Source organism: Streptomyces sp. SirexAA-E (assembly GCF_000177195.2).
Lineage (GTDB): Bacteria > Actinomycetota > Actinomycetes > Streptomycetales > Streptomycetaceae > Streptomyces > Streptomyces flavovirens.
Genome location: NC_015953.1, coordinates 5,677,577 through 5,697,605 on the forward strand (window position 1 = coordinate 5,677,577; position 20,029 = coordinate 5,697,605).

Here is a 20,029-nt window from a genome sequence, read left to right on the forward strand (position 1 = left end):
AGGACCGGGCAGGGAAGGCCGCAGCCGCCCCGCCCGGTCCCCGGATCACCGGGTACGGGCTACGGGAGTTCCGCCCGTACCACCCGGGCCGCCGCGACCAGGTTCTCCAGAGAGGCCCGGGTCTCCGGCCAGCCGCGGGTCTTCAGGCCGCAGTCCGGGTTGACCCAGAGGCGCTCCGCCGGGATGGCCTCCAGGCCCTTGCGCAGCAGGTCGGCCGCCTCCTCGGTGCTCGGCACGCGCGGGGAGTGGATGTCGTAGACGCCGGGTCCGGCCTCGCGCGGGTAGCCGTGGGCGGCCAGTTCGCGGGCGACCTGCATGTGGGAGCGGGCCGCCTCCAGGCTGATGACGTCGGCGTCGAGGTCGTCGATGGCCTGGACGATGTCACCGAACTCCGCGTAGCACATGTGCGTGTGGATCTGGGTGTCCGGGCGTACACCGCTGGTGGTGAGGCGGAACGCCTCGGTGGCCCAGTCCAGGTAGGCCGGGCGGTCGGCGGTGCGCAGCGGCAGGGTTTCACGCAGCGCCGGTTCGTCGACCTGGATGACCGAGGTGCCCTCGGCCTCCAGGTCGTTCACCTCGTCCCGCAGAGCCAGCGCCACCTGGCGCGCGGTGTCGCCCAGCGGCTGGTCGTCCCGGACGAAGGACCAGGCGAGCATGGTGACCGGGCCGGTCAGCATGCCCTTGACCGGGCGGTCGGTGAGGGAGCCCGCGTACGCCGTCCAGCGCACCGTCATCGGGTGCGGCCGGGAGATGTCGCCCGCGAGCACCGGCGGGCGGACGTAACGGGTGCCGTAGGACTGGACCCAGCCGTGCTGGGTGGCGAGGTACCCCGTGAGCTGCTCGGCGAAGTACTGGACCATGTCGTTGCGTTCGGGCTCGCCGTGCACCAGGACGTCGATGCCGGCCTTCTCCTGGAAGGCGAGGACGTCGCGGATCTCGTTCTCGATGCGCCGCTCGTAGGCTGCGGTGTCGATGCGGCCGGCCCGCAGATCGGCGCGGGCGGTGCGCAGTTCGGTGGTCTGCGGGAACGAGCCGATGGTGGTCGTCGGCAGCGGCGGCAGGCCGAGGTGGGCCCGCTGGGCCGCGGTGCGCTCGGCGTACGGCTGGGAGCGGCGGCCGTCCGCGTCGGTGACGGCGGCGGCCCTCGCCCGTACGGCCGGGTCGCGGGTGATCGGCGAGTTCGCCCGCGAGGCGAGGTCGGCCCGGTTGGCGGCCAGTTCCGCGGCGACGGCGCCGGTGCCCCGGGCCAGCCCCCTGGCCAGGGTGACGATCTCCCCGGTCTTCTGCTGGGCGAAGGCGAGCCAGCGCAGGATCTGCGGGTCGATGTCCCGCTCTGCCGCGGCGTCGACCGGGACGTGCAGCAGGGAGCAGGAAGCGGCCACGTCGACCTGGTCGGCGAGACCGAGGAGCGTGCCGAGGGTGGACAGGGACTTCTCGAGGTCGTTGATCCAGACGTTGCGGCCGTCCACCACGCCGGCGACGAGCCGTTTGCCGGGCAGGCCGCCGACCGCGGCCAGCGCGTCGAGGTTCGCGGCGGCGGAGCCGGTGAAGTCGAGCGCCAGGCCATCGACCGGGGCCTTCGCCAGGACCGGCAGGGCGTCGCCGAGCCGGTCGAAGTAGGAGGCCACCAGCAGCCGGGGGCGGTCGCTGAGGGCGCCGAGGTCGCGGTAGGCGCGTCCGGCGGCGTTGAGTTCGGCCGGGGTGCGGTCCTGGACGAGGGCGGGCTCGTCGAGCTGCACCCACTCCGCGCCGGCGGCGCGCAGGTCGGCCAGCACCTGGGCGTAGACGGGCAGCAGGCGGTCCAGGAGGGTCAGCGGTTCGAAGTCCGGGGCCACGCCGGGGGCGGGCTTGGCCAGCAGGAGGTAGGTGACCGGGCCGACCAGCACGGGGCGGGCGGTGTGGCCGAGAGCGAGGGCCTCCTTGAGCTCGGTGACCTGCTTGCCGGAGTCGGCCGTGAAGACGGTGTCGGGGCCGAGCTCCGGCACCAGGTAGTGGTAGTTCGTGTCGAACCACTTGGTCATCTCGAGGGGGGCCACGTCCTGGGTGCCACGGGCCATCGCGAAGTACCCGTCGAGGGCGTCGGCGGCCACGGCCCCACGGTGCCGCCGGGGGACGGCGCCGACCATGACACTGGTGTCCAGGACGTGGTCGTAGTACGAGAAGTCGCCGGTCGGTACCTCGTGGACCCCGGCGTCGGCCAGCCGCCGCCAGGTGGAGCGGCGCAGGTCCGCCGCGGTCTCCCGGAGGGCGTCGGCGGTGACACGGCCCTTCCAGTAACCCTCGACCGCCTTCTTCAGCTCCCGGTCGGGGCCTTGGCGGGGAAAGCCGTACACGGTGGCGCGTGCTGCCGCGGCTGCGGACTTCGCTGTCACGGAAATCTCCTTCGCGAGATGACTCCTTGAGATCCCGGGACGGGACACAGGCGCGAAGGGATACGAACCGGACAGAACTCCCGTACGCCGTCGGCGCGGTCGTCCGTCCGATATGTACGCCGACCCGCCCACGAGGTCACCGGGATATCCGCACGCGATCGGTCGCGTACGGGCAACAGGCAGGTCTTCGGACTCGCGGGCACGTCTGCCTGGGGCAGACACCTACTGGCCGTCGCTTCCCGGATCCGTCCGGATCCAGTGCGTATGACGGCGGTCGTTCCCGCTCACCGCTGCGGGGCAGTCCCGGATTCCCACCGGGTTCCCTCTTACGACGCGCCTGTCTGGCGGACAGGGCGAACCAGCTGCACCGGCCAGGGTAGAGGGCGGGGCGCCTCCGGGACGCCAACGTTCACATTCCGGTACGTGAGGTGGGACACGGTTCCACCGGACCGCACCTGGTCGGATGCGGTCCGGCGACCTCTCCGGATGCCCGCTGAGCCTGTCCTTCCGGCCCCTCTCCACCGCGTTTCGGCGCGTCCCGTAGCTTGCTCTTCCACGCCGGTCGGCGATGCGGAAAGGTCCGGAAAAAGATTCCGCCCCGGATGTCGAGGACCCGGTTCCCGCTCCGACCGAGGGGTGACAGCGCGCCGACGGGGCGCACGAAAGAGGAAGAGGAACCCGGGATGAAGTACCTCGCGATGATCTACGGCAACCAGGAGAAGTGGGACTCGTTCCCGGCCGACGCGTGGCCGGAGGCCATCGCCGAGCAGGAGGCGTTCAACCGGAAGTACCGCGAGAGCGGGGAACTCCTGGGCGCCTACGGCTTGGCGGACGTGGTCAACGCCAGGCTGGTCCGCCGGGAGGAGGGCGTTCCGGTCGTCACGGACGGGCCGTACCTGGAGACCAAGGAGTACATGGCCAGCTTCTACCTGCTCGACTGCGAGAGCCAGGAGCGGGCGGAACAGATCGTGGCGGACATGCCGTTCGCCGCCGAGGACCCGGTCGAGCTGTGGCCGGTCCTGCACGAGTCCGCGGCGGACGTGTGAGCGTGGACCGCAGCGCCGAGGACCTGCTGCGCGAACTGGCGCCGCAGGTCCTCGGCGCGCTGGTCCGCCGGTACGGACTCTTCGACGCGTGCGAGGACGCCGTCCAGGAGTCCCTGGTCGCGGCCACCCTCCAGTGGCCCCGCGAGGGCACACCGGACAACCCCAGGGGCTGGCTGGTCACCGTCGCCTCCCGCAGGCTGGTCGACCATGTCCGCAGCGAGCAGGCGCGACGGCGCAGGGAGGACCGGATCGCCCTGGCGACCCCGCAGTCGGAACTGCTCAGCCGTGCCGCCGACGCCGCGTCGGACGCCGACCGGGACGACTCGCTCGCCCTGCTGTTCCTGTGCTGCCATCCGGCGCTGTCCTCGCCGAGCCGTATCGCGCTGACCCTGCGCGCGGTAGGCGGCCTGACCACCGCCCAGATCGCCGCGGCGTTCCTCGTCCCCGAGCCGACCATGGCCCAGCGCATCAGCCGGGCGAAGCAGACCGTCAAGGGCTCCGGCACACCACTGGGCATGCCGGACACGGCGGATCACGCGGCGCGGCTGGCCGAGGTGCTGCACGTGCTCTATCTGATCTTCAACGAGGGGTACGCCACGACGGACGGCGACGACCTGACCGCGCCCGCGCTGTCCGGCGAGGCGATCCGCCTGGCCCGCCTGCTGCACCGCCTGCTGCCCCGGGACGGCGAAGTGGCCGGACTGCTCGCCCTGATGCTGCTCACGGAGGCCCGCCGGCCGGCGCGTACGGGACCCGCCGGGGACCTCGTGCCGCTGGCCGAGCAGGACCGCCGCCTGTGGGACGGGCGGCTCGTCGACGAGGGGACCGACCTGCTCACCGAGGCGCTGCCACGGGGACAGGTCGGTCCGTACCAGCTGCAGGCCGCCGTCGCCGCCGTCCACGACGAGGCCGAGCACGTGGAGGCCACGGACTGGCCGCAGATCCTCGCGCTGTACGGGCTGCTGGAGCAGGCCGCGCCGAACCCGATGGTCACCCTGAACCGCGCGGTCGCCGTCGCCATGGTGCACGGCCCCGCCGCCGGACTCGAACTGCTCGCCACCCTGGAGGACGACAGGCGGACGGCACGCCACCACCGCCTCCTCGCCACCCGTGCCCATCTCCTGGAGATGGACGGCCGCCACGCCGATGCCGCGGAGTGCTACCGCGCCGCCGCGCGCCGGGCCACCGGCGCGCCGGAACGACGCCACCTCACCGCCCGGGCCGCGCGCCTGGCCCCGGCCCGGAGCTGACGCCCCGGAACGGCAGACCGGGGACCTCCACCACGTCCTCGGCCGTCCGCCCACCACGCTGGAACAGGCGCTCACCACGGTCCTCGGTGTGTGAGCCGCGGCCTCAGGCGGTCAGCCGCACCCCGGTGACCAGGTCGGGGCTGATGCGTACGGCGGCCTCCATCGGCCGGTCGGGCCAGGGCCTGATCAGCCGCTGGTACCGCAGCAGCGCCTCCGGGTCGGTCACGGGACGGCAGTAGCCGGTGGCGACGACGCTCCAGCCCAGATGGGTCAGCGGATCGATGTCGTCGGCCTGGTAGGCGACGACGACTCCGAGGCCGCCGTGCTGCCGGGCCTGGTGGAACAGGTCCGAGTCCCGGTGCGTCCGGATGACGATCTGGCCGCCGTCCAGCAGGTGGTTCACCGGCCGGACGGCGGGCAGCGCGCGCCGGGTGAAGACGATCCGTCCGAGCGGTGCGCCGCCGAGCAGCGCCATCGCCTGGACGGCCGTCAGCTCGACGGTGTGCCGGGGCCCGCAGGAGAGCGGGTGGCCGGCCACGGCCGGCGCCACCGCGGGCCTGGACCCCGCCGTGCGGACGGCCGTCCGGGGCGACTGATGCCGTGTGTGGCTCATGGTGCGGCCTCGCCTCCTGGTCTCTCGCCTCCCGGACGAGTACACCGTGTGCCGCCCTCAGGCGACAGGGCCGAACGGCCCCGGGCCGAACGGCCCTAGCCCGGCCGGGCGTTCACCGGTTCACTCGGGGATCGCATGCCGCGGCCCGGTCCGACCGGCGGCACCGGGGCCGGGGCCGCGGCATGCGACGCGTTCCGCCCGGGCGGGCGGAGCGAGGACGCGCGGGAGGGGAACGCGGTGATCGCGGTCATCGGACACGGGGATCTTGGCGACACGACCCTGGAACTGGTGGAGGCCGAGCTGAGAGCCCGGCTGGAACGTCCGGCGGAGGGCGCGGCCGCTCTCGTACGCGCCGGGGCGGGGCTGCCCGTGGTGTTCGGGCGGGCCGCCCGGGAGGCCGGCCGGAAGCTGACCGTCCTGCTGCCGGCCCAGGGCGTGGTGCCCGCGGCACTGCCCGAGCCGGACCGGCGGGCCGCGGGCGAGCTGCTGGTGCTGGCCGAGCAGGTGCGGCTGCTGGCCTTCGACCCGGCCGACCGCGACGCCTGCGTCAGCGCCGACGAGCTCCTGGTCAAGGAGAGCCGGACCGTGTTCGCCGTATGGGACGGTTCGCACTCCGACGGCCGGGACGCCACCGCGCATCTGGTCGCCTTCGCCCGTACCCGGGGGATCCGGGTGGAGATCGTCTGGCCCGAGGGCTGTGTACGGGGGCGGGCATGACGGTGGTGGAACGCGGGCCGGTGACGGCCGCGGTGAAGAGCGCCGACGACGCCGAAGCCCCCGTACGCGTCGGTGCGCGGCGCGGGTTCGGGTGGCTGCTCGTGATCACGGCGGCCCTCGGGCTGTGGGCGTCCTTCGTGATCACCGTCGACAAGTTCGAACTGCTCGGCGACCCCGACTTCGTCCCCGCCTGCTCACTGAACCCGGTGCTGTCCTGCACGGACGTGATGCGCAGTGAGCAGGCGTCGGTCTTCGGCTTCCCCAATCCCCTCATCGGGCTCATCGCCTTCGCGGTGCTGCTGGGGACCGGTGCGGGCCTGCTGGCGGGCGCGCGCTACCGCCGCTGGTACTGGCTGGGCCTGAACGCCGGCACACTCGCGGGCGCCGTCTTCTGCGTGTGGCTGATGACGCAGGCGCTGTACGACATCGGCGCGCTGTGCCTGTGGTGCGTGCTCGTGTGGATGGTCACCGTCCTCGCGTTCTGGCACACCACCCTGCACAACCTGCGCCACGGGGTGCTCCCGGCCCCGCGCGCCCTGGTGGCGGCGGCGCTGGAGTTCCCGCTCGTGGTGCCGATGACCTGGTGCCTGGTGGTCCTCACGCTGATAGGGACCCGCTTCTGGTCGTACTGGCAGACGCTTCTGTGACGGCCACGACCCCGGAGGCGTCCTGATGGACCCGGTCCTCCGGCACCCCGGCGGCCGCCAGAGCGGCCGTGACGGTCCGCGCCGGCTCGGCCGCGGCCGCCTCGGGGCACAGGGCCAGGAAGACGTGCGGAGGGACGGATGCCCCCGGATGCGGCGGCAGCACCCCGTTCAGGACGCGCAGCGCGCCTCCCGCGGCGTGCACCGCCGAGTGCGTCGGCAGGACGGTCAGCCACGGCCGCCCGCGCCGGAACGCCTCCAGATGCGCCGTGTCGTACATGCCCGCACCCGGTTCGTCCCCGGCGCCGACCTCCAGCAGCAGCCGCACCCGGGTGCGGGGCGAGGCCACCGTGTCGATCTCCTGGAGCAGCGCCTTCATCGGGGCCCAGCCCGTCCCGGACGCGATCAGCAGAACGTCGCAGTCCGCCGCCTCGCCGGGCAGCGTCAGCAGGCCGCGGGGCGCGCCGAGCCGGAGGGTGCCGCCCACCCGCGTCCCGCGCACCAGCGCCTCGCTCACCCCGCCGGCGCGCCGGGCCCGTACGTGGAACTCGAGTTCGCCGTCCCGGTGCGGGGCCCGCGCCAGGTAGTACGGACGCCACGCCTGCTCGACCAGCGGCGTCTCCAGGGACGCGTACTGCCCGGCGCGGAAGGGGTAGGGCTGCTGCGGCCGTACCCGCAGGACCGCGAGGTCGGGGGTGCGCAGCTCGTGCGCGGTCACCGTCGCCTCCCAGCTGGAGAGTTCGGCGATCGCGTCGTTCTCGCCCCGGACCATGGAGGAGACCGCCAGTCGCAGCATCCGCAGCCAGGCGTCCTCCAGCGGACCGGTCCACCGGACCCCGGCCCGGGCGCGCAATGCCTCGACGAGCGCCCCCTCGAACGCGGCGAAGTGCGCCGGGCGCACACCGAGCTTCCGATGATCGCGCCCCAGCTGAGTGAAACGCTCGGCCACCACATCCGTACGGTGCAGATTCCCGATCAGGTACCGGAAGGCGACGGCCAGATGGGCCTGCTGGAACGCCATCGACTCGGGGAACAGCGACCGCAGATACGGATGCCGGTCGAACAGCACCTGGTACAGATCGGCGATCAGCTCCTCCAAGGGGCCCACCAGCGGCAGGTACTCCTCGACGAGCCGCTGGTCGGCCGTCCCGTCGTACGTCTGCGGCGCGGCGGGACGCCCGGCCTCGCCGGAACTGCCCTCCGGCGTCAGGATGCGACGCCGCAGCCGCATCGCGTCGTGCCGCGCGAGCAGTGCGTGATAGTCCTCGCTCGGGGTGTTCATCAGCAGGTGGCTCCTCGGGACGGCACGGTGGGGGCGGGGGAGGCTCCCCGGGCGGGAGTACGGCGACGGCCGCGGTACCTCGCAGCGCACGCGCGGCACCCGGCGTCCGGGGACGAAGGGGCGACGGGGCTCGGCCGCACAGGGGTGTCCGTGGCGACCGGACCCTGCGGGCGGCGCCAGTATGGCACCGCGTGCCTCCTGCTGACCGGCCCTGGTCACAGGGCCTTTCGGCCCCTTTCGCGGAACGGTTCGCCGTGCTGTGACACCCCGCCGCGAACCGCTGCCCGAGCCCCCACATACTGGTTCGGGTCCGCCCCGAACCCCGACCGATCGAGCATGGTGTGAACGACGATCCCGCCCAGTCCCGGACGAGCACGCCCCCGTCGCGGCCCGCCTCCCCGGTGCGCGTCTTCATCCTCGACGACCACGAGGTCGTACGGCGCGGTGTACGCGACCTGCTGGAGGCCGACGGCGGCATCGAGGTCGTCGGCGAGGCCGGTGACGCCCGGGAGGCGCTGGCCCGCGTACCGGCCGTCGCACCACAGGTCGCCGTCCTGGACGTACGGCTCGGCGACGACCGGGGCGGGGACCACGCCGGCATCGAGGTGTGCCGCGAACTGCGCGCCAGGATGCCCGGACTGGCCTGTCTGATGCTGACGTCGTTCGACGACGACGAGGCGCTGTTCGACGCCATCATGGCCGGGGCGGCGGGCTATGTGCTGAAGCAGATCAACGGGGCCGACCTGGTCGCCGCCGTGCACACGGTGGCGTCCGGCACCTCCATGCTGGACCCGCGGACGACCGCCCGGGTGATGGCGCGGCTGCGGGGGCCCCAGCAGCCGCCCGCCGCCGAGGCGTCGGAGCTGGACAGGCTCACCCCCAGGGAACGGCAGATCCTGGACCTCATCGGTGAGGGGCTCACCAACCGGGAGATCGCCGAGCGTCTCTTCCTCGCCGAGAAGACCGTCAAGAACCGCATCTCGGCGATCCTCGCCAAACTGGGCGTCGGTCGCCGCATCCAGGCCGCGATGCTCGCCGGCCGCATCCGGGAACGCCAGGGGCAGCCCCCGGCGCGGGGGCGCTGACCGGTCCGGCGGGCTCAGTCGAGCGGGGCGCGCCAGACGATCCGGGTGCCCCCGCCGGCCGGCTGCTCGACGGCCAGGGTGCCGTCGCACAGCTCGGCCCGCTTGCGCATGTTGGCCAGACCACCGCCGCGCTCCGCCCCGCGCCCGTCCGCGGCCGTACGGCCGCCGAGCCCGATGCCGTCGTCCGTGACGGTCAGGGTCACCGCGTCCCCGGCGGACAGCACGATGTCGATACGGCTCGCGCGGGCGTGCCGGGAGGCGTTGGAGACCGCCTCGGCGGCGACCGCCACCACATGCTCCGCCAGTTCGTCCGGGACCACCGAGTCCACCGGCCCGTCGATGCGTACGGAGGGCCGGAAACCGAGGGCACGGGCCGCCGCGCGGGCGGTCTCCGCGATCCGGTGCCGCAGTCCGCCCCGGCCCGACCCGTCCGTCGTCCGCAGATCGAAGATGGTGGACCGGACGATCCGTATCGTGGTGTCCAGGTCGTCGACCGCGCGGCTGACGCGTTCGGCCGCCTCCGGGCGGTCCGCGATGGCCCGGGTGGTGCTCTGGAGCGTCATCCCGGTCGCGAACAGGCGCTGGATCGCCAGGTCGTGCAGGTCGCGGGCGATCCGGTCCCGGTCGTGCATGACCGCCAGCTCCTCCGACTCCGCCCGCCCGCGCGCCAGTTCCAGGGCGATGGCCGCCTGGTCGGCGAAGCCGGAGACGAGCGCGACCTCGCTGTCGTCGAACGGCGGACGCCCCACCGGGCGCCCCATCCGCAGCGCGCCCATGGCCCCGGCCCCCACCCGCAGCGGTACCGCCACCACCGGACCGAGGCCCTTCTCGGCGCCGTCGCCGAACAGATGCGCCCGGGGATCGGTCCGCACATCGGCGCAGTGCACCGGCGTCCCGGTACGAGCCGCGAGCCCGGCCAGCGACCCGTGCGCCGGGACGGACAGCCCCCGCACCCGCTCGGCGTCCCGGCCGTGGGCCACGGCCACGGTGAGGCGGGCGTCGAAGGCCGCAGGGTCCTGGCAGCCCTCCTGCGGGGCGGGCGCGCCCGGCAGCGACGGCGGCAGCAGGACGGCGGCGCGGTCGGCACCCGCGACCTCCATCGCCCGCTCCGCGACCAGGTGCAGCACCTCGTCGGCGTCCGTCCCGGAGAGCAGCGCGCGGGTGATCTCGCCCAGCGCCTCCAGCCGCTGTTCCCGGCGGCGGCTCTCCTCGTACATCCGGGCGTTGTCGATGGCGACCCCCGCGGCGATCGACAGGGTGGTCAGCAACGCCTCGTCGTCCGCGTCGAAGCCTCGTCCGCCCCGCTTCTCGGTGAGGTACAGATTGCCGAACACCTCGTCACGCACCCGCACCGGGACGCCCAGGAAGCTGTGCATCGGGGGGTGGTGGGGCGGGAAGCCGAAGCTGTGCGGATGGCTGCTCAGATCGGTCAGCCGCAGCGGTTCCGGGTGGTGGATGAGCTCGCCGAGGATGCCGCGCCCGCAGGGCGTCTGCCCGATCCGCGCGGTCAGCTCGTCCGACATGCCGACGGTCAGGAACTCCAGCAGCGTCTGCCCGTCGCCGACGATGCCGAGCGCCCCGTACTCCGCGTCGGTCAGGGTCACCGCGGCCTCCACGATGCCCCGCAGCACCTCGGGCAGTTCCAGCCCGCGTCCCAGGCTCATCACGGCGTCCAGCAGACCGCGCATCCGGTCCGGCCGGCTGGGCTGCGGCCAGCTGCCGGGACCGGGGCCCGCGGCGGGACCCGAGCCATGACCCGTGACCGGGCACGAAGGGGCCGGCGGCCGCGGGGAGGAGGTGCCGGGGGAGTGGGGCACCGGGCATGCTGCGTCTGTCATCGGGGCGCCGCTCTCTGGGTCCGTGTGCCGTGGCCGGGTCGTCGTCCACCGGCTCACCGCAGGGCCGGGAACGGTCCACGGGCGGCCAGTTTACGGCAGCCGCCGACGCGGAACCCAGGGGCCCGAAGGCCTCGGCGTCCGGTGGGCCCGTACGCGCGGCCGCATCCCGCGCCCACCTCGCACCAGGGCCGGTCGGCCCTGTCCCAGGGTGCCCCCCGGCCCCTGGCGCAGGTGTCCCTCGGCCCCGCAGGCCGGTCCCCCTCGGCCCCTGGGGAGCGATGCGGCGCGCGAGCAGCATGGTGCGGCCGGGAAGGTCGGCTCCGTCCCCCGCGTGATCGCGGACCTTCCCGGCCGCACCCTGTCGCGCCGTCCCGCCCCGGGCGGGCGGGCCCGGGGTGTGCTCGGAGAACCGCACGAGCTGGAGGACACGGTCCGGTGGACGCAACGGAATCGCAGGGCAGCAAGGCCGCTCCCGCACAAGGCCCCAAGCCCCCCGACGGCCCGCTCCCGGGGCCCGCGCCCACCGGGCCCGGCACGGCGGCACCCGCGCCGCGCGACCGGGTGGCACGGAACTCACGGGGGCGCCTCGTCGTCTCGTGGCTCACCACGACCGACCACAAGCAGATCGGCAGCCTCTACCTCGTCACCGCCTTCGCCTTCTTCCTGATCGGCGGTGTGATGGCGCTGGTCATGCGCGCCGAACTCGCCCGCCCCGGAACGCAGATCATCTCCAACGAGCAGTTCAACCAGGCGTTCACGATGCACGGCTCGATCATGCTGCTGCTGTTCGCTATGCCGCTGTTCACCGGATTCGCCAACTGGCTGATGCCGCTCCAGATCGGCGCGCCGGACGTGGCCTTCCCGCGCCTGAACATGCTGGCCTACTGGCTGTTCCTCTTCGGCTCCCTGATCGCCGCGGCAGGCTTCCTCACCCCGCAGGGCGCCGCCGACTTCGGCTGGTTCGCCTACGCCCCGCTGTCCGACGCCACCCATTCCCCGGGCGTCGGCGCCGACATGTGGATCATGGGGGTGGCACTGTCCGGTTTCGGGTCCATCCTCGGCGCGGTCAACTTCATCACCACGATCATCTGCATGCGCGCCCCCGGAATGACCATGTTCCGCATGCCGATCTTCACCTGGAACGTGCTGCTGACCGCGCTGCTCATCCTGCTCGTCTTCCCGGTCCTCGCCGCGGCGCTGTTCGCGCTGGAGATGGACCGCAAGTTCGGCTCGCACGTCTTCGACCCCGCCAACGGGGGCGCGCTGCTGTGGCAGCACCTCTTCTGGTTCTTCGGCCATCCCGAGGTGTACGTCCTGGCGCTGCCCTTCTTCGGCATCGTCTCCGAGATCGTGCCGGTCTTCTCCCGGAAGCCGATGTTCGGCTACGTCGGACTGATCGCCGCCACGATGTCCATCGCCGGACTGTCCGTCACCGTCTGGGCCCACCACATGTACGTCACCGGCGGTGTGCTGCTGCCGTTCTTCGCCTTCATGACCTTCCTCATCGCCGTGCCGACCGGAGTGAAGTTCTTCAACTGGATCGGCACCATGTGGAAGGGCTCGCTGTCCTTCGAGACGCCGATGCTGTGGGCCACCGGATTCCTGGTCACCTTCCTCTTCGGCGGCCTGACCGGGGTGATCCTGGCGTCACCGCCGCTGGACTTCCACGTCTCCGACTCCTACTTCGTGGTCGCCCACTTCCACTACACGCTCTTCGGCACCGTCGTGTACGCGATGTTCGCCGGATTCCACTTCTGGTGGCCCAAGTTCACCGGGAAGATGCTCGACGAACGCCTCGGCAAGATCACCTTCTGGGTGCTGACCGCCGGCTTCCACCTCACCTTCCTCGTGCAGCACTGGCTCGGCGCCGAGGGCATGCCCCGCCGGTACGCCGACTACCTCGCCGCCGACGGCTTCACCGCGCTCAACACCGTGTCCACCATCGGGTCGTTCCTGCTGGGGCTGTCCTTCCTGCCGTTCTTCTACAACGTCTGGAAGACCTCCCAGTACGGCAAGAAGGTGGACGTCGACGACCCCTGGGGCTACGGCCGTTCACTGGAGTGGGCCACGTCGTGCCCGCCGCCCCGGCACAACTTCACCTCGCTCCCCCGCATCCGCAGCGAGTCCCCGGCCTTCGACCTGCACCACCCGGAGATCGCGGCACTCGACCACGCCGAGCTCGGCCCCGCCGCCCCGCACTGACCCGCGTCCCCGTACAGCCGCACCCAGGAGAGGAGAGTGCCGTCCGATGTCCCACGGTGTCATGGCACTGGGAGTCACCGCCGTCTGTCTGGCGGGCAACGTCTGGTACCTGCCCGCCTACGTCGATCTCCGGGCGGGGCAGGACCGCCCGCGCTCCCGGCGGGCGGCGGCCGCCGGCGTACTGACCGGATGGGGGTCCGCCGCCCTCGCGGCGCTGCTCCTGCTGACACCGGTCCCGCTCACCGCGGTCGCGGTGGTGGCGGCCACGGGAGCCGCCGCCGTGGGAAGCCTGGGCGTCGTGGGGCGGCTGCGGCGGGTCCGGGAGCGACGCGAGACGGCCGCCTTCACGGCGGCCCTCGCCCCCGGCCGGGGCCCGTCCCCGCACCGCGTCCGCGGGCCGCGTCCGAAGCCGGCCCGCAACCGTGCGCCGGCCGATCCCGCCGAACGCGACCACTGAGCCGCCCCGTGCGGGTCAGCCGATCTCGATCAGCAGGTCACCCGCTTCGACCTGCTGGATCCTGCCGATCGCCAGACGCCGTACCGTCCCCGTCGCCTGGGCGGTGATCGACGCCTCCATCTTCATCGCCTCGATCGTGGCGACCGTCTGGCCGGACGTCACCGAAGCCCCCTCCTCCACCTGCAACGTGACGACCCCGGCGAACGGCGCCGCGACGTGGCCCTCGTCGTCCCGGTCCGCCTTCTCGGCCGCCTTGACGTCCGTGGCCACGGACGTGTCCCGTACCGACACCGGGCGCAACTGCCCGTTGAGCGTGGCCAGGACACTGCGGTACCCGCGCTCGTCGGCCTCCGAGATGGCCTCCAGCTCGATGAGCAGGGTCACGCCGGGCTCCAGCGTGACCGTGTGCTCGGTCTCCGTCTCCAGCCCGTACAGGAAGTCCCGCGTCGGCAGGACGGAGGTGTCCCCGTACGCCTCCCGGTGGGCCGTGAACTCCTTGGTGGGGCCGGGGAAGAGCAGCCGGTTCAGCGTCTCGCGCGGCGACCGCGCCAGGCCCTCCCGGTCCTCGTCCGTCAGCCGAGGCGCCCCCGCCTTCTCCGGGCGGCCCTGGAGCGCGCGGGTACGGAACGGCTCGGGCCAGCCGCCGGGCGGGTCGCCCAGCTCGCCGCGCAGGAAGCCGATCACCGAGTCCGGTACGTCGAACGATCCCGGGTCGGCCTCGAAGTCGGCCGCGTCGACCCCGGCGCCCACCAGGTGCAGTGCCAGGTCGCCGACGACCTTCGACGACGGGGTCACCTTCACCAGGCGGCCGAGCATCCGGTCGGCGGCGGCGTAGCAGTCCTCGATGAGCTCGAAGCGGTCGCCCAGGCCGAGGGCGATGGCCTGCTGGCGCAGGTTGGACAGCTGCCCGCCGGGGATCTCGTGGTGGTAGATCCGGCCGGTGGGTGAGGCGAGCCCCGACTCGAAGGGCGCGTAGACCTTGCGGGTCGCCTCCCAGTACGGCTCCAGGTCACCGACGGCCTGGAGCGAGAGACCGGTCGCGCGCTCCGTGTGGTCCGTGGCCGCGACCAGCGCCGACAACGGCGGCTGGCTGGTGGTGCCGGCCATCGAGGCGACCGCCGCGTCGACCGCGTCCACCCCCGCGTCGACGGCCGCGATCAGCGTGGCGAGCTGCCCGCCCGCGGTGTCGTGGGTGTGCAGGTGGACCGGCAGGTCGAACCGTTCGCGCAGCGCGGTGACGAGGGTGCGGGCGGCGGGCGGCCGCAGCAGCCCGGCCATGTCCTTGACGGCGAGCACATGGGCGCCCGCCTCCACGATCTGCTCGGCGAGCCGCAGGTAGTAGTCCAGCGTGTAGAGGGACTCGGCGGGGTCGGAGAGGTCGGCCGTGTAGCAGAGGGCGACCTCGGCGACCGCGGTACCGGTGGCGCGCACGGCGTCGATCGCCGGCCGCATCTGGGACACGTCGTTGAGCGCGTCGAAGATCCGGAAGATGTCCATCCCGGTGGCCGCCGCCTCGGCGACGAACGCCTCGGTGACCTCGGTGGGGTAGGGCGTGTAGCCGACCGTGTTGCGGCCGCGCAGCAGCATCTGGGTACAGATGTTGGGCACCGCCTCCCGCAGCGCGGCCAGCCGCTCCCACGGGTCCTCGGCCAGGAAGCGCAGCGCCACGTCGTAGGTGGCGCCTCCCCAGCACTCGACGCTCAGCAGCTGCGGGACGGTCTGCGCGACGAGCGGGGCTACGGCCAGCAGGTCACGGGTCCGCACCCGGGTCGCCAGCAGGGACTGGTGGGCGTCGCGGAACGTCGTGTCGGTGACGGCGACGGCCGACTGCGCACGCAGTTCGGCGGCGAAGGCCTCCGGTCCCAGGGCCGCGAGCCGCTGTCGCGAGCCGGGCGGCGGGGTGCCGGGCGGCACGGCGGGCAGCTTGTCGGCGGGGTCGATGACGGCGGGCCGCGGACCGTAGGGCCGGTTCACCGTGGTCTCGGCGAGATAGCTGAGGATGCGGCTGCCGCGGTCGGCCGACGGGCGGGCCCGGATCAGCTCCGGGTGCTCGTCGATGAAGCTCGTCGTGATGTGCCCCGCCCGGAAGTCGGGCTGGTTCAGCACCGCGCCCAGGAAGGGCAGGTTGGTGGCCACCCCGCGGATGCGGAACTCCGCGATGGCCCGGCGTGCCCGGCGGGCCGCGTTGTCGAAGTCGTGCCCGTGACAGGTGAGCTTGACCAGCATCGAGTCGAAGTGCGCGGAGACCTCGGCGCCGGTGTGGACCGTGCCGCCGTCCAGCCGGACCCCCGGCCCGCCGGGCGAGCGGTAGGCGGAGATGGTGCCGGTGTCCGGCCGGAAGCCGTTGGCCGGGTCCTCGGTGGTGATCCGGCACTGCAGGGCCGTGCCGTTGAGCGTGATGTCCTCCTGCGCGAGGCGCAGTTCCGGCAGGGTCCGGCCGGCCGCGATGCGCAGCTGCGCGATCACGAGGTCGCGGCCGGTGACCTGTTCGGTCACGGTGTGCTCGACCTGGATGCGCGGGTTCATCTCGATGAAGACGTGGTTGCCGCGCTCGTCGACGAGGAATTCGACGGTGCCCGCGTTCACGTAGTCGATGTGGCGCGCGAAGGCGACGGCGTCGGCGCAGATCCGCTCCCGCAGCTCCGGGTCGAGGTTCGGGGCGGGCGCGATCTCCACGACCTTCTGGTGGCGTCGCTGCACCGAGCAGTCGCGCTCGTAGAGGTGGACGACGCCGCCCTCGGCGTCGGCGAGGATCTGCACCTCGATGTGGCGCGGGTTGATCACCGCCTGCTCCAGGAAGACCGTCGCGTCACCGAACGCGGAGCGCGCCTCCCGCATCGCCGCGTCGATCGCCTCGCGCAGCTGGGCCGCCTCGGCGACCCGGCGCATACCGCGTCCTCCGCCACCGGCGACGGCCTTGACGAAGACCGGGAAGCCGATGTCCTCGGATGCGGCGACGAGCGTGTCGACGTCGTCGGAGGGTTCCGAGGACTTCAGCACAGGGACGCCGGCCTCCCGCGCGGCCGCGACCGCCCGCGCCTTGTTCCCCGTCAGGTTCAGCACCGACGCGGGTGGGCCGACGAAGGTGATGCCGGCCCGGGAGCAGGCGGCGGCGAGCTCCGGGTTCTCCGACATGAAGCCGTATCCCGGGTAGACGGCGTCGGCCCCCGCCTTCCGGGCGGCCTTGATCACCTCGTCGACGGAGAGGTAGGCCCGCACCGGATGCCCCGGCTCCCCGATCCGGTAGGCCTCGTCGGCCTTGGCGCGATGGAGGGAGTTGCGGTCCTCGTGCGGGTACACGGCCACCGTCGAGACACCGAGCTCGAACGCCGCGCGGAAGGCGCGGATCGCGATCTCTCCCCGGTTGGCGACCAATACCTTCTCGAACATCAGACTCCCCAGTCGTGTCACAGGCGCGCGGTCTACAGGACGAGCGACGTCGCACGGGACGCGTGTGCCGGCATCCGCGATGGTCACGTGGTGGTGATGACGCGCTCCGGGCCTTCCGGGCCGGAGCGTTCGACACCGTACCGGAGACCTCCCCGTGGATCGTGTGTACGGAGGATGGCCTGCGTCACGTGCCGGACAGCGCCTCAGGGCCGTCCGGTGGCCGGATCCCGCCGCCCTGAGCGCCCGTCCTGTGGGGCGGCCCCGCACCTGCGGCGAGGTCCTTGCGCACAGGCGGCGTGAGCCTGCCCAGGCGGTAGAGCCGCTGTCGCTCGTGCGGCGTCGGCGTCGCCCCGGTGTGCCGCCGCCAGGCGCCGGCGAAGGCCTCGGCGGTGTCGCGGTCCGCGCCGACGCCCGGGGCGGGCAGGCCGAGGGCGGGCCGGACGGGCCGCGAGGGCGTCGGCCTCGTCCGGGGCGAGGGGGTGAGGTTCGGACGGCGGGGCGGGGTGCGGAAGCAGGTCGCGCGGACCTCGCCCTCCCTCTCCAGGATGCCGAGGACGGGATCCCCGGAGCCGTACGCGTGTGCCCGGCGCGCACGCAGCGCCTCGGTCACCGTCAGGGGATGGTGCGCGACGCGTGTACGGCCCCGCCCGGTGCCGGGGGAACGGCCGCGGGCGGTGGCGCCACGCCGGGCCCCGCCGGGCTTGCGGAGGGACGGGCGGGGGCGGCAGGGTCTCAGGCGTGGCCACCCTGCTGATCGTTCACCACACCCCGTCGCCCAACTGCCGGACGCTGTTCGAAGCCGTGGTGTCCGGCGCCACCACCGACGAGATCGAGGGCGTCCGGGTCGTACGGCGCGCGGCCCTCGCGGCGACGGCGTCGGACGTGCTCGACGCCGACGGCTACCTGCTCGGCACCCCGGCCAACCTCGGCTACATGTCCGGCGCCCTCAAACACTTCTTCGACCAGGTGTACTACCCGTGCCTGGACGCGACCCAGGGCCGTCCCTTCGGCTACTGGGTGCACGGCGGCAACGACGTCACCGGCGCGGTGCGCGCCCTGGAGTCCGTCACGACCGGCCTGGGGTGGCGACGCGCCGCGGACGCCGTGACGGTGACCGGTGAACCGGGCAGGGCCGACGTCGAGGCGTGCTGGGAGCTGGGGGCGACGGTCGCCGCGGGCCTCATGGCCTGAGGCCCGCTCCCCCCTGGTCCGCCCGAGGACCTTCAGTCGCCGCGCGGCTTCCAGGTGAGCTTGCCGCCGCCCACCCAACGGACCTCGTCCGGGTCGTCGAGGTCGTCGATCCTGATACCGGCCTCCGCCGCCGCGACCACCACATCCGTCATCGCGATCGCCGTCCCGACGACCTCTCCGTCGATCTCCACGATCCGGAAGGGCGGGTCCCCGGGCTGGACGGGAAGGACGGTGACCCGCGGACGGTAGAGGCGGGGGCTCGGGGTGTCGGTCATGCGAGACCGGTTCCACCGGAGAGTCCGAGCTATGCCCCACACGGTCCACTGGTGAGCCATATGCCCGATTTATTGGATTAAGTGTAATTAATCCATTCTTTCGGGAGGTCGCGCGACGTGCGTCCGGATCACCTGTGTGGTGGGGCAAAACGCCCGTAACGGACGCCGTGACCAGGGTCACGCCGGGCGCGCCGGACGCCGGGGCGGGCTCGCCGGTTCCCTGCTGTGCCGGGAAAGTTGGCGGGCCGGTGTGGGCTCGGTAACACGAATTCCTATGAATTGATCATGCGAATGAATTGCGATCAAGAATTCGGAGCTTGTTCCTTTCGGCATTTCTCGCCTACGGTCACCCTCACTCCGGACGGAACGCCGAATCCTGCCGCCGTCCGGGAACCCGACCACATCTCGTACGGCAGGAGCGGGGGACCCAGGTAAGTGCCGATCCGGTATCCGGAGCGGCTCGGGGTGAAGTCGCAGTCTTCTGCGGCCGGGCATCTCCAGCCCGAACCCGACAGCTCACTTCGTAGGCGACGGAGAGGAATTCAGCATGCCCGCAAAGACTCACCACCGTCGTTCCAGGCGCAGCTCGCTGACCCGCGGCATCATCGCCGTGAGCACGGGCGGAGCCGCACTGGCCCTTCCTGTGATCGGTGCGACCGGCGCCTTCGCCGCACCGGCGCAGCCGACCGCGGTCGAAAAGGCGGCGGCCTCGACTGCCGTGTCCGGCAAGGAAATTGCCGGAAAGGACTCGAAGTCCGCCACCTATTCCGTGATCTTGGGTGATTCGCTTGCCAAGATCGCCCGCGACCATTCCGTGAGCGGTGGCTGGCAGGAGCTCTACAAGGACAACCGAAAGGCCGTCGGCGGCAATCCCGACATCATTCACCCGGGCCTGCGGCTGACCATCGGAGCCAAGGCGCACAAGGGTGCCGAGGCCGGGAACGAGGCGGCGGACAAGGCCACTTCCAAGACCTCGGATTCCACGGTCCGCACGGAGAGCGCCGATCGCGCCGACCGTTCGGAGCGCACGGGCAACGACGTCGTCGCGCAGGGCACGCCCGCCGCCGAGGTGGAGGCCGCGCCGGCCGCCGAGCCGGTCGCGTACACCAACGACCTGGACGGCTGGATCAAGGAGTCGCTGGCGGTCATGGCCGAGCACGGCATCCCCGGCACCTACGAGGGCATCCACCGCAACATCATCCGCGAGTCGGCCGGCAACCCGCTGGCCATCAACAACTGGGACATCAACGCGATCAACGGCGTCCCGTCCAAGGGCCTCCTGCAGGTCATCGACCCGACCTTCCAGGCCTACCACGTGCCCGGCACGTCGATGGACAGCTACGACCCGGTCGCCAACATCACGGCCGCGTGCAACTACGCCGCCGACCGCTACGGCTCGATCGACAACGTCTTCGGGGCCTACTGAGTCACGACCGCCTGAGGGTGGAACACACGGCCGGTGGCCGGTGCGGGTTCGTCCGAACCCGCACCGGCCACCGGCCGTTCGCCGTCGCCGCAGCGTGGCCCGGGGCGCGGACGGGCCGGGGGCGCCCGGCTGGTGAGACGGGATCAGGGAGAGCGGCGAGGCGGCACCCGGTCCCGGGCCGCCGCATCCGTACTCCGCCCGGTGCGGGACGTACGCCGGCCTTCCCGTCCGAGCCGGTGGC

The 20,029-nt window shown here is 72.8% G+C and carries 16 protein-coding genes and 2 riboswitches; of the genes, 9 read left to right on the top strand and 7 right to left on the bottom strand.

What is annotated here, in order from left to right; genetic code table 11:
* Nucleotides 1-59: 59 nt before the first annotated feature.
* The gene (gene metE / locus SACTE_RS25260) at nt 60-2,372 is read right to left on the bottom strand and encodes a 5-methyltetrahydropteroyltriglutamate--homocysteine S-methyltransferase (protein WP_014048850.1); all 2,313 of its coding nucleotides are present in this window, start codon (nt 2,370-2,372) and stop codon (nt 60-62) included.
* Between the two features lie 160 nt (nt 2,373-2,532).
* Nucleotides 2,533-2,750, bottom strand: a riboswitch (cobalamin riboswitch).
* A gap of 305 nt (nt 2,751-3,055) precedes the next feature.
* On the opposite strand from metE, the gene SACTE_RS25265 reads away from it, so the two are divergent.
* Nucleotides 3,056-3,418 carry a YciI family protein gene (locus SACTE_RS25265; RefSeq protein ID WP_014048851.1) on the top strand — a complete coding sequence of 121 codons (363 nt, stop codon included), beginning with the start codon at nt 3,056-3,058 and terminating at the stop codon, nt 3,416-3,418.
* Complete coding sequence (locus tag SACTE_RS25270; protein WP_014048852.1) at nt 3,415-4,668, top strand: DUF6596 domain-containing protein; 1,254 nt, start codon at nt 3,415-3,417, stop codon at nt 4,666-4,668. Before SACTE_RS25265 ends, SACTE_RS25270 begins: the two co-directional genes overlap by 4 nt.
* 103 nt (nt 4,669-4,771) lie before the next feature.
* On the opposite strand, the gene SACTE_RS25275 is transcribed toward SACTE_RS25270, so the two are convergent.
* A complete protein-coding gene (locus tag SACTE_RS25275) occupies nt 4,772-5,281 on the bottom strand; it encodes a pyridoxamine 5'-phosphate oxidase family protein (RefSeq protein WP_014048853.1) in 510 nt (169 codons plus the stop codon).
* A 237-nt stretch (nt 5,282-5,518) separates the two neighbouring features.
* Here SACTE_RS25275 and SACTE_RS25280 point away from each other — a divergent pair, with 237 nt between their 5' ends.
* Both SACTE_RS25280 and SACTE_RS25285 read left to right on the top strand, forming a co-directional pair.
* Nucleotides 5,519-5,998 carry a hypothetical protein gene (locus SACTE_RS25280; RefSeq protein ID WP_026359132.1) on the top strand — a complete coding sequence of 160 codons (480 nt, stop codon included), beginning with the start codon at nt 5,519-5,521 and terminating at the stop codon, nt 5,996-5,998.
* Nucleotides 5,995-6,645: a vitamin K epoxide reductase family protein gene (locus tag SACTE_RS25285; protein WP_014048855.1), complete on the top strand. Its 651-nt coding sequence runs from the start codon at nt 5,995-5,997 to the stop codon at nt 6,643-6,645. The genes SACTE_RS25280 and SACTE_RS25285 overlap by 4 nt, the downstream gene beginning before the upstream one ends.
* Here the strand turns inward: SACTE_RS25285 and SACTE_RS25290 are convergent.
* On the bottom strand, nt 6,596-7,924 hold the full coding sequence (locus tag SACTE_RS25290) for a globin domain-containing protein (RefSeq protein ID WP_014048856.1): 1,329 nt from the start codon (nt 7,922-7,924) through the stop codon (nt 6,596-6,598). The genes SACTE_RS25285 and SACTE_RS25290 overlap by 50 nt on opposite strands.
* Nucleotides 7,925-8,265: 341 nt before the next feature.
* Here SACTE_RS25290 and SACTE_RS25295 point away from each other — a divergent pair, with 341 nt between their 5' ends.
* A complete protein-coding gene (locus SACTE_RS25295) occupies nt 8,266-9,009 on the top strand; it encodes a response regulator transcription factor (RefSeq protein WP_014048857.1) in 744 nt (247 codons plus the stop codon).
* Between the two features lie 14 nt (nt 9,010-9,023).
* Here SACTE_RS25295 and SACTE_RS25300 read toward each other — a convergent pair whose 3' ends face one another.
* Nucleotides 9,024-10,697, bottom strand: a complete 1,674-nt coding sequence (locus SACTE_RS25300) for a GAF domain-containing protein (protein WP_014048858.1) — start codon at nt 10,695-10,697, stop codon at nt 9,024-9,026.
* Between the two features lie 585 nt (nt 10,698-11,282).
* Between SACTE_RS25300 and ctaD the strand changes: the two genes are divergently transcribed.
* Together ctaD and SACTE_RS25310 are read left to right on the top strand one after the other, a co-directional pair.
* Nucleotides 11,283-13,049, top strand: a complete 1,767-nt coding sequence (gene ctaD / locus SACTE_RS25305; RefSeq protein WP_014048859.1) for a cytochrome c oxidase subunit I — start codon at nt 11,283-11,285, stop codon at nt 13,047-13,049.
* Nucleotides 13,050-13,095: 46 nt separating this feature from the next.
* Nucleotides 13,096-13,506, top strand: a complete 411-nt coding sequence (locus tag SACTE_RS25310) for a hypothetical protein (RefSeq protein ID WP_014048860.1) — start codon at nt 13,096-13,098, stop codon at nt 13,504-13,506.
* A 15-nt stretch (nt 13,507-13,521) separates the two neighbouring features.
* Here SACTE_RS25310 and SACTE_RS25315 read toward each other — a convergent pair whose 3' ends face one another.
* Nucleotides 13,522-16,896, bottom strand: coding sequence for a pyruvate carboxylase (locus tag SACTE_RS25315; RefSeq protein WP_014048861.1), 3,375 nt, complete (start codon nt 16,894-16,896; stop codon nt 13,522-13,524).
* Nucleotides 16,897-17,080: 184 nt separating this feature from the next.
* A complete protein-coding gene (locus tag SACTE_RS25320; protein WP_050986377.1) occupies nt 17,081-17,506 on the bottom strand; it encodes a hypothetical protein in 426 nt (141 codons plus the stop codon).
* Between the two features lie 128 nt (nt 17,507-17,634).
* Between SACTE_RS25320 and SACTE_RS25325 the strand changes: the two genes are divergently transcribed.
* Nucleotides 17,635-18,087: an NAD(P)H-dependent oxidoreductase gene (locus SACTE_RS25325; protein ID WP_014048862.1), complete on the top strand. Its 453-nt coding sequence runs from the start codon at nt 17,635-17,637 to the stop codon at nt 18,085-18,087.
* 32 nt (nt 18,088-18,119) lie between these two features.
* Here SACTE_RS25325 and SACTE_RS25330 read toward each other — a convergent pair whose 3' ends face one another.
* Complete coding sequence (locus SACTE_RS25330) at nt 18,120-18,362, bottom strand: hypothetical protein (protein WP_014048863.1); 243 nt, start codon at nt 18,360-18,362, stop codon at nt 18,120-18,122.
* A gap of 357 nt (nt 18,363-18,719) precedes the next feature.
* A riboswitch (cyclic di-AMP (ydaO/yuaA leader) is annotated at nt 18,720-18,905 on the top strand.
* A gap of 4 nt (nt 18,906-18,909) precedes the next feature.
* Between SACTE_RS25330 and SACTE_RS25335 the strand changes: the two genes are divergently transcribed.
* Nucleotides 18,910-19,788 (top strand): LysM peptidoglycan-binding domain-containing protein, encoded by an 879-nt coding sequence (locus SACTE_RS25335; RefSeq protein ID WP_014048864.1) that lies wholly within the window; start codon nt 18,910-18,912, stop codon nt 19,786-19,788.
* Nucleotides 19,789-20,029 lie beyond the last annotated feature (241 nt).

Excerpts from the sequence above, each read along its gene's own strand:
- SACTE_RS25265 (WP_014048851.1), top strand. The coding sequence starts at position 3,056 with ATGAAGTACCTCGCGATGATCTACGGCAACCAGGAGAAGTGGGACTCG.
- SACTE_RS25315 (WP_014048861.1), bottom strand. The coding sequence starts at position 16,896 with ATGTTCGAGAAGGTATTGGTCGCCAACCGGGGAGAGATCGCGATCCGC.
- SACTE_RS25275 (WP_014048853.1), bottom strand. The coding sequence starts at position 5,281 with ATGAGCCACACACGGCATCAGTCGCCCCGGACGGCCGTCCGCACGGCG.
- SACTE_RS25290 (WP_014048856.1), bottom strand. The coding sequence starts at position 7,924 with ATGAACACCCCGAGCGAGGACTATCACGCACTGCTCGCGCGGCACGAC.
- SACTE_RS25285 (WP_014048855.1), top strand. The coding sequence starts at position 5,995 with ATGACGGTGGTGGAACGCGGGCCGGTGACGGCCGCGGTGAAGAGCGCC.
- SACTE_RS25330 (WP_014048863.1), bottom strand. The coding sequence starts at position 18,362 with ATGACCGACACCCCGAGCCCCCGCCTCTACCGTCCGCGGGTCACCGTC.
- SACTE_RS25300 (WP_014048858.1), bottom strand. The coding sequence starts at position 10,697 with ATGCGCGGTCTGCTGGACGCCGTGATGAGCCTGGGACGCGGGCTGGAA.
- SACTE_RS25310 (WP_014048860.1), top strand. The coding sequence starts at position 13,096 with ATGTCCCACGGTGTCATGGCACTGGGAGTCACCGCCGTCTGTCTGGCG.
- SACTE_RS25335 (WP_014048864.1), top strand. The coding sequence starts at position 18,910 with ATGCCCGCAAAGACTCACCACCGTCGTTCCAGGCGCAGCTCGCTGACC.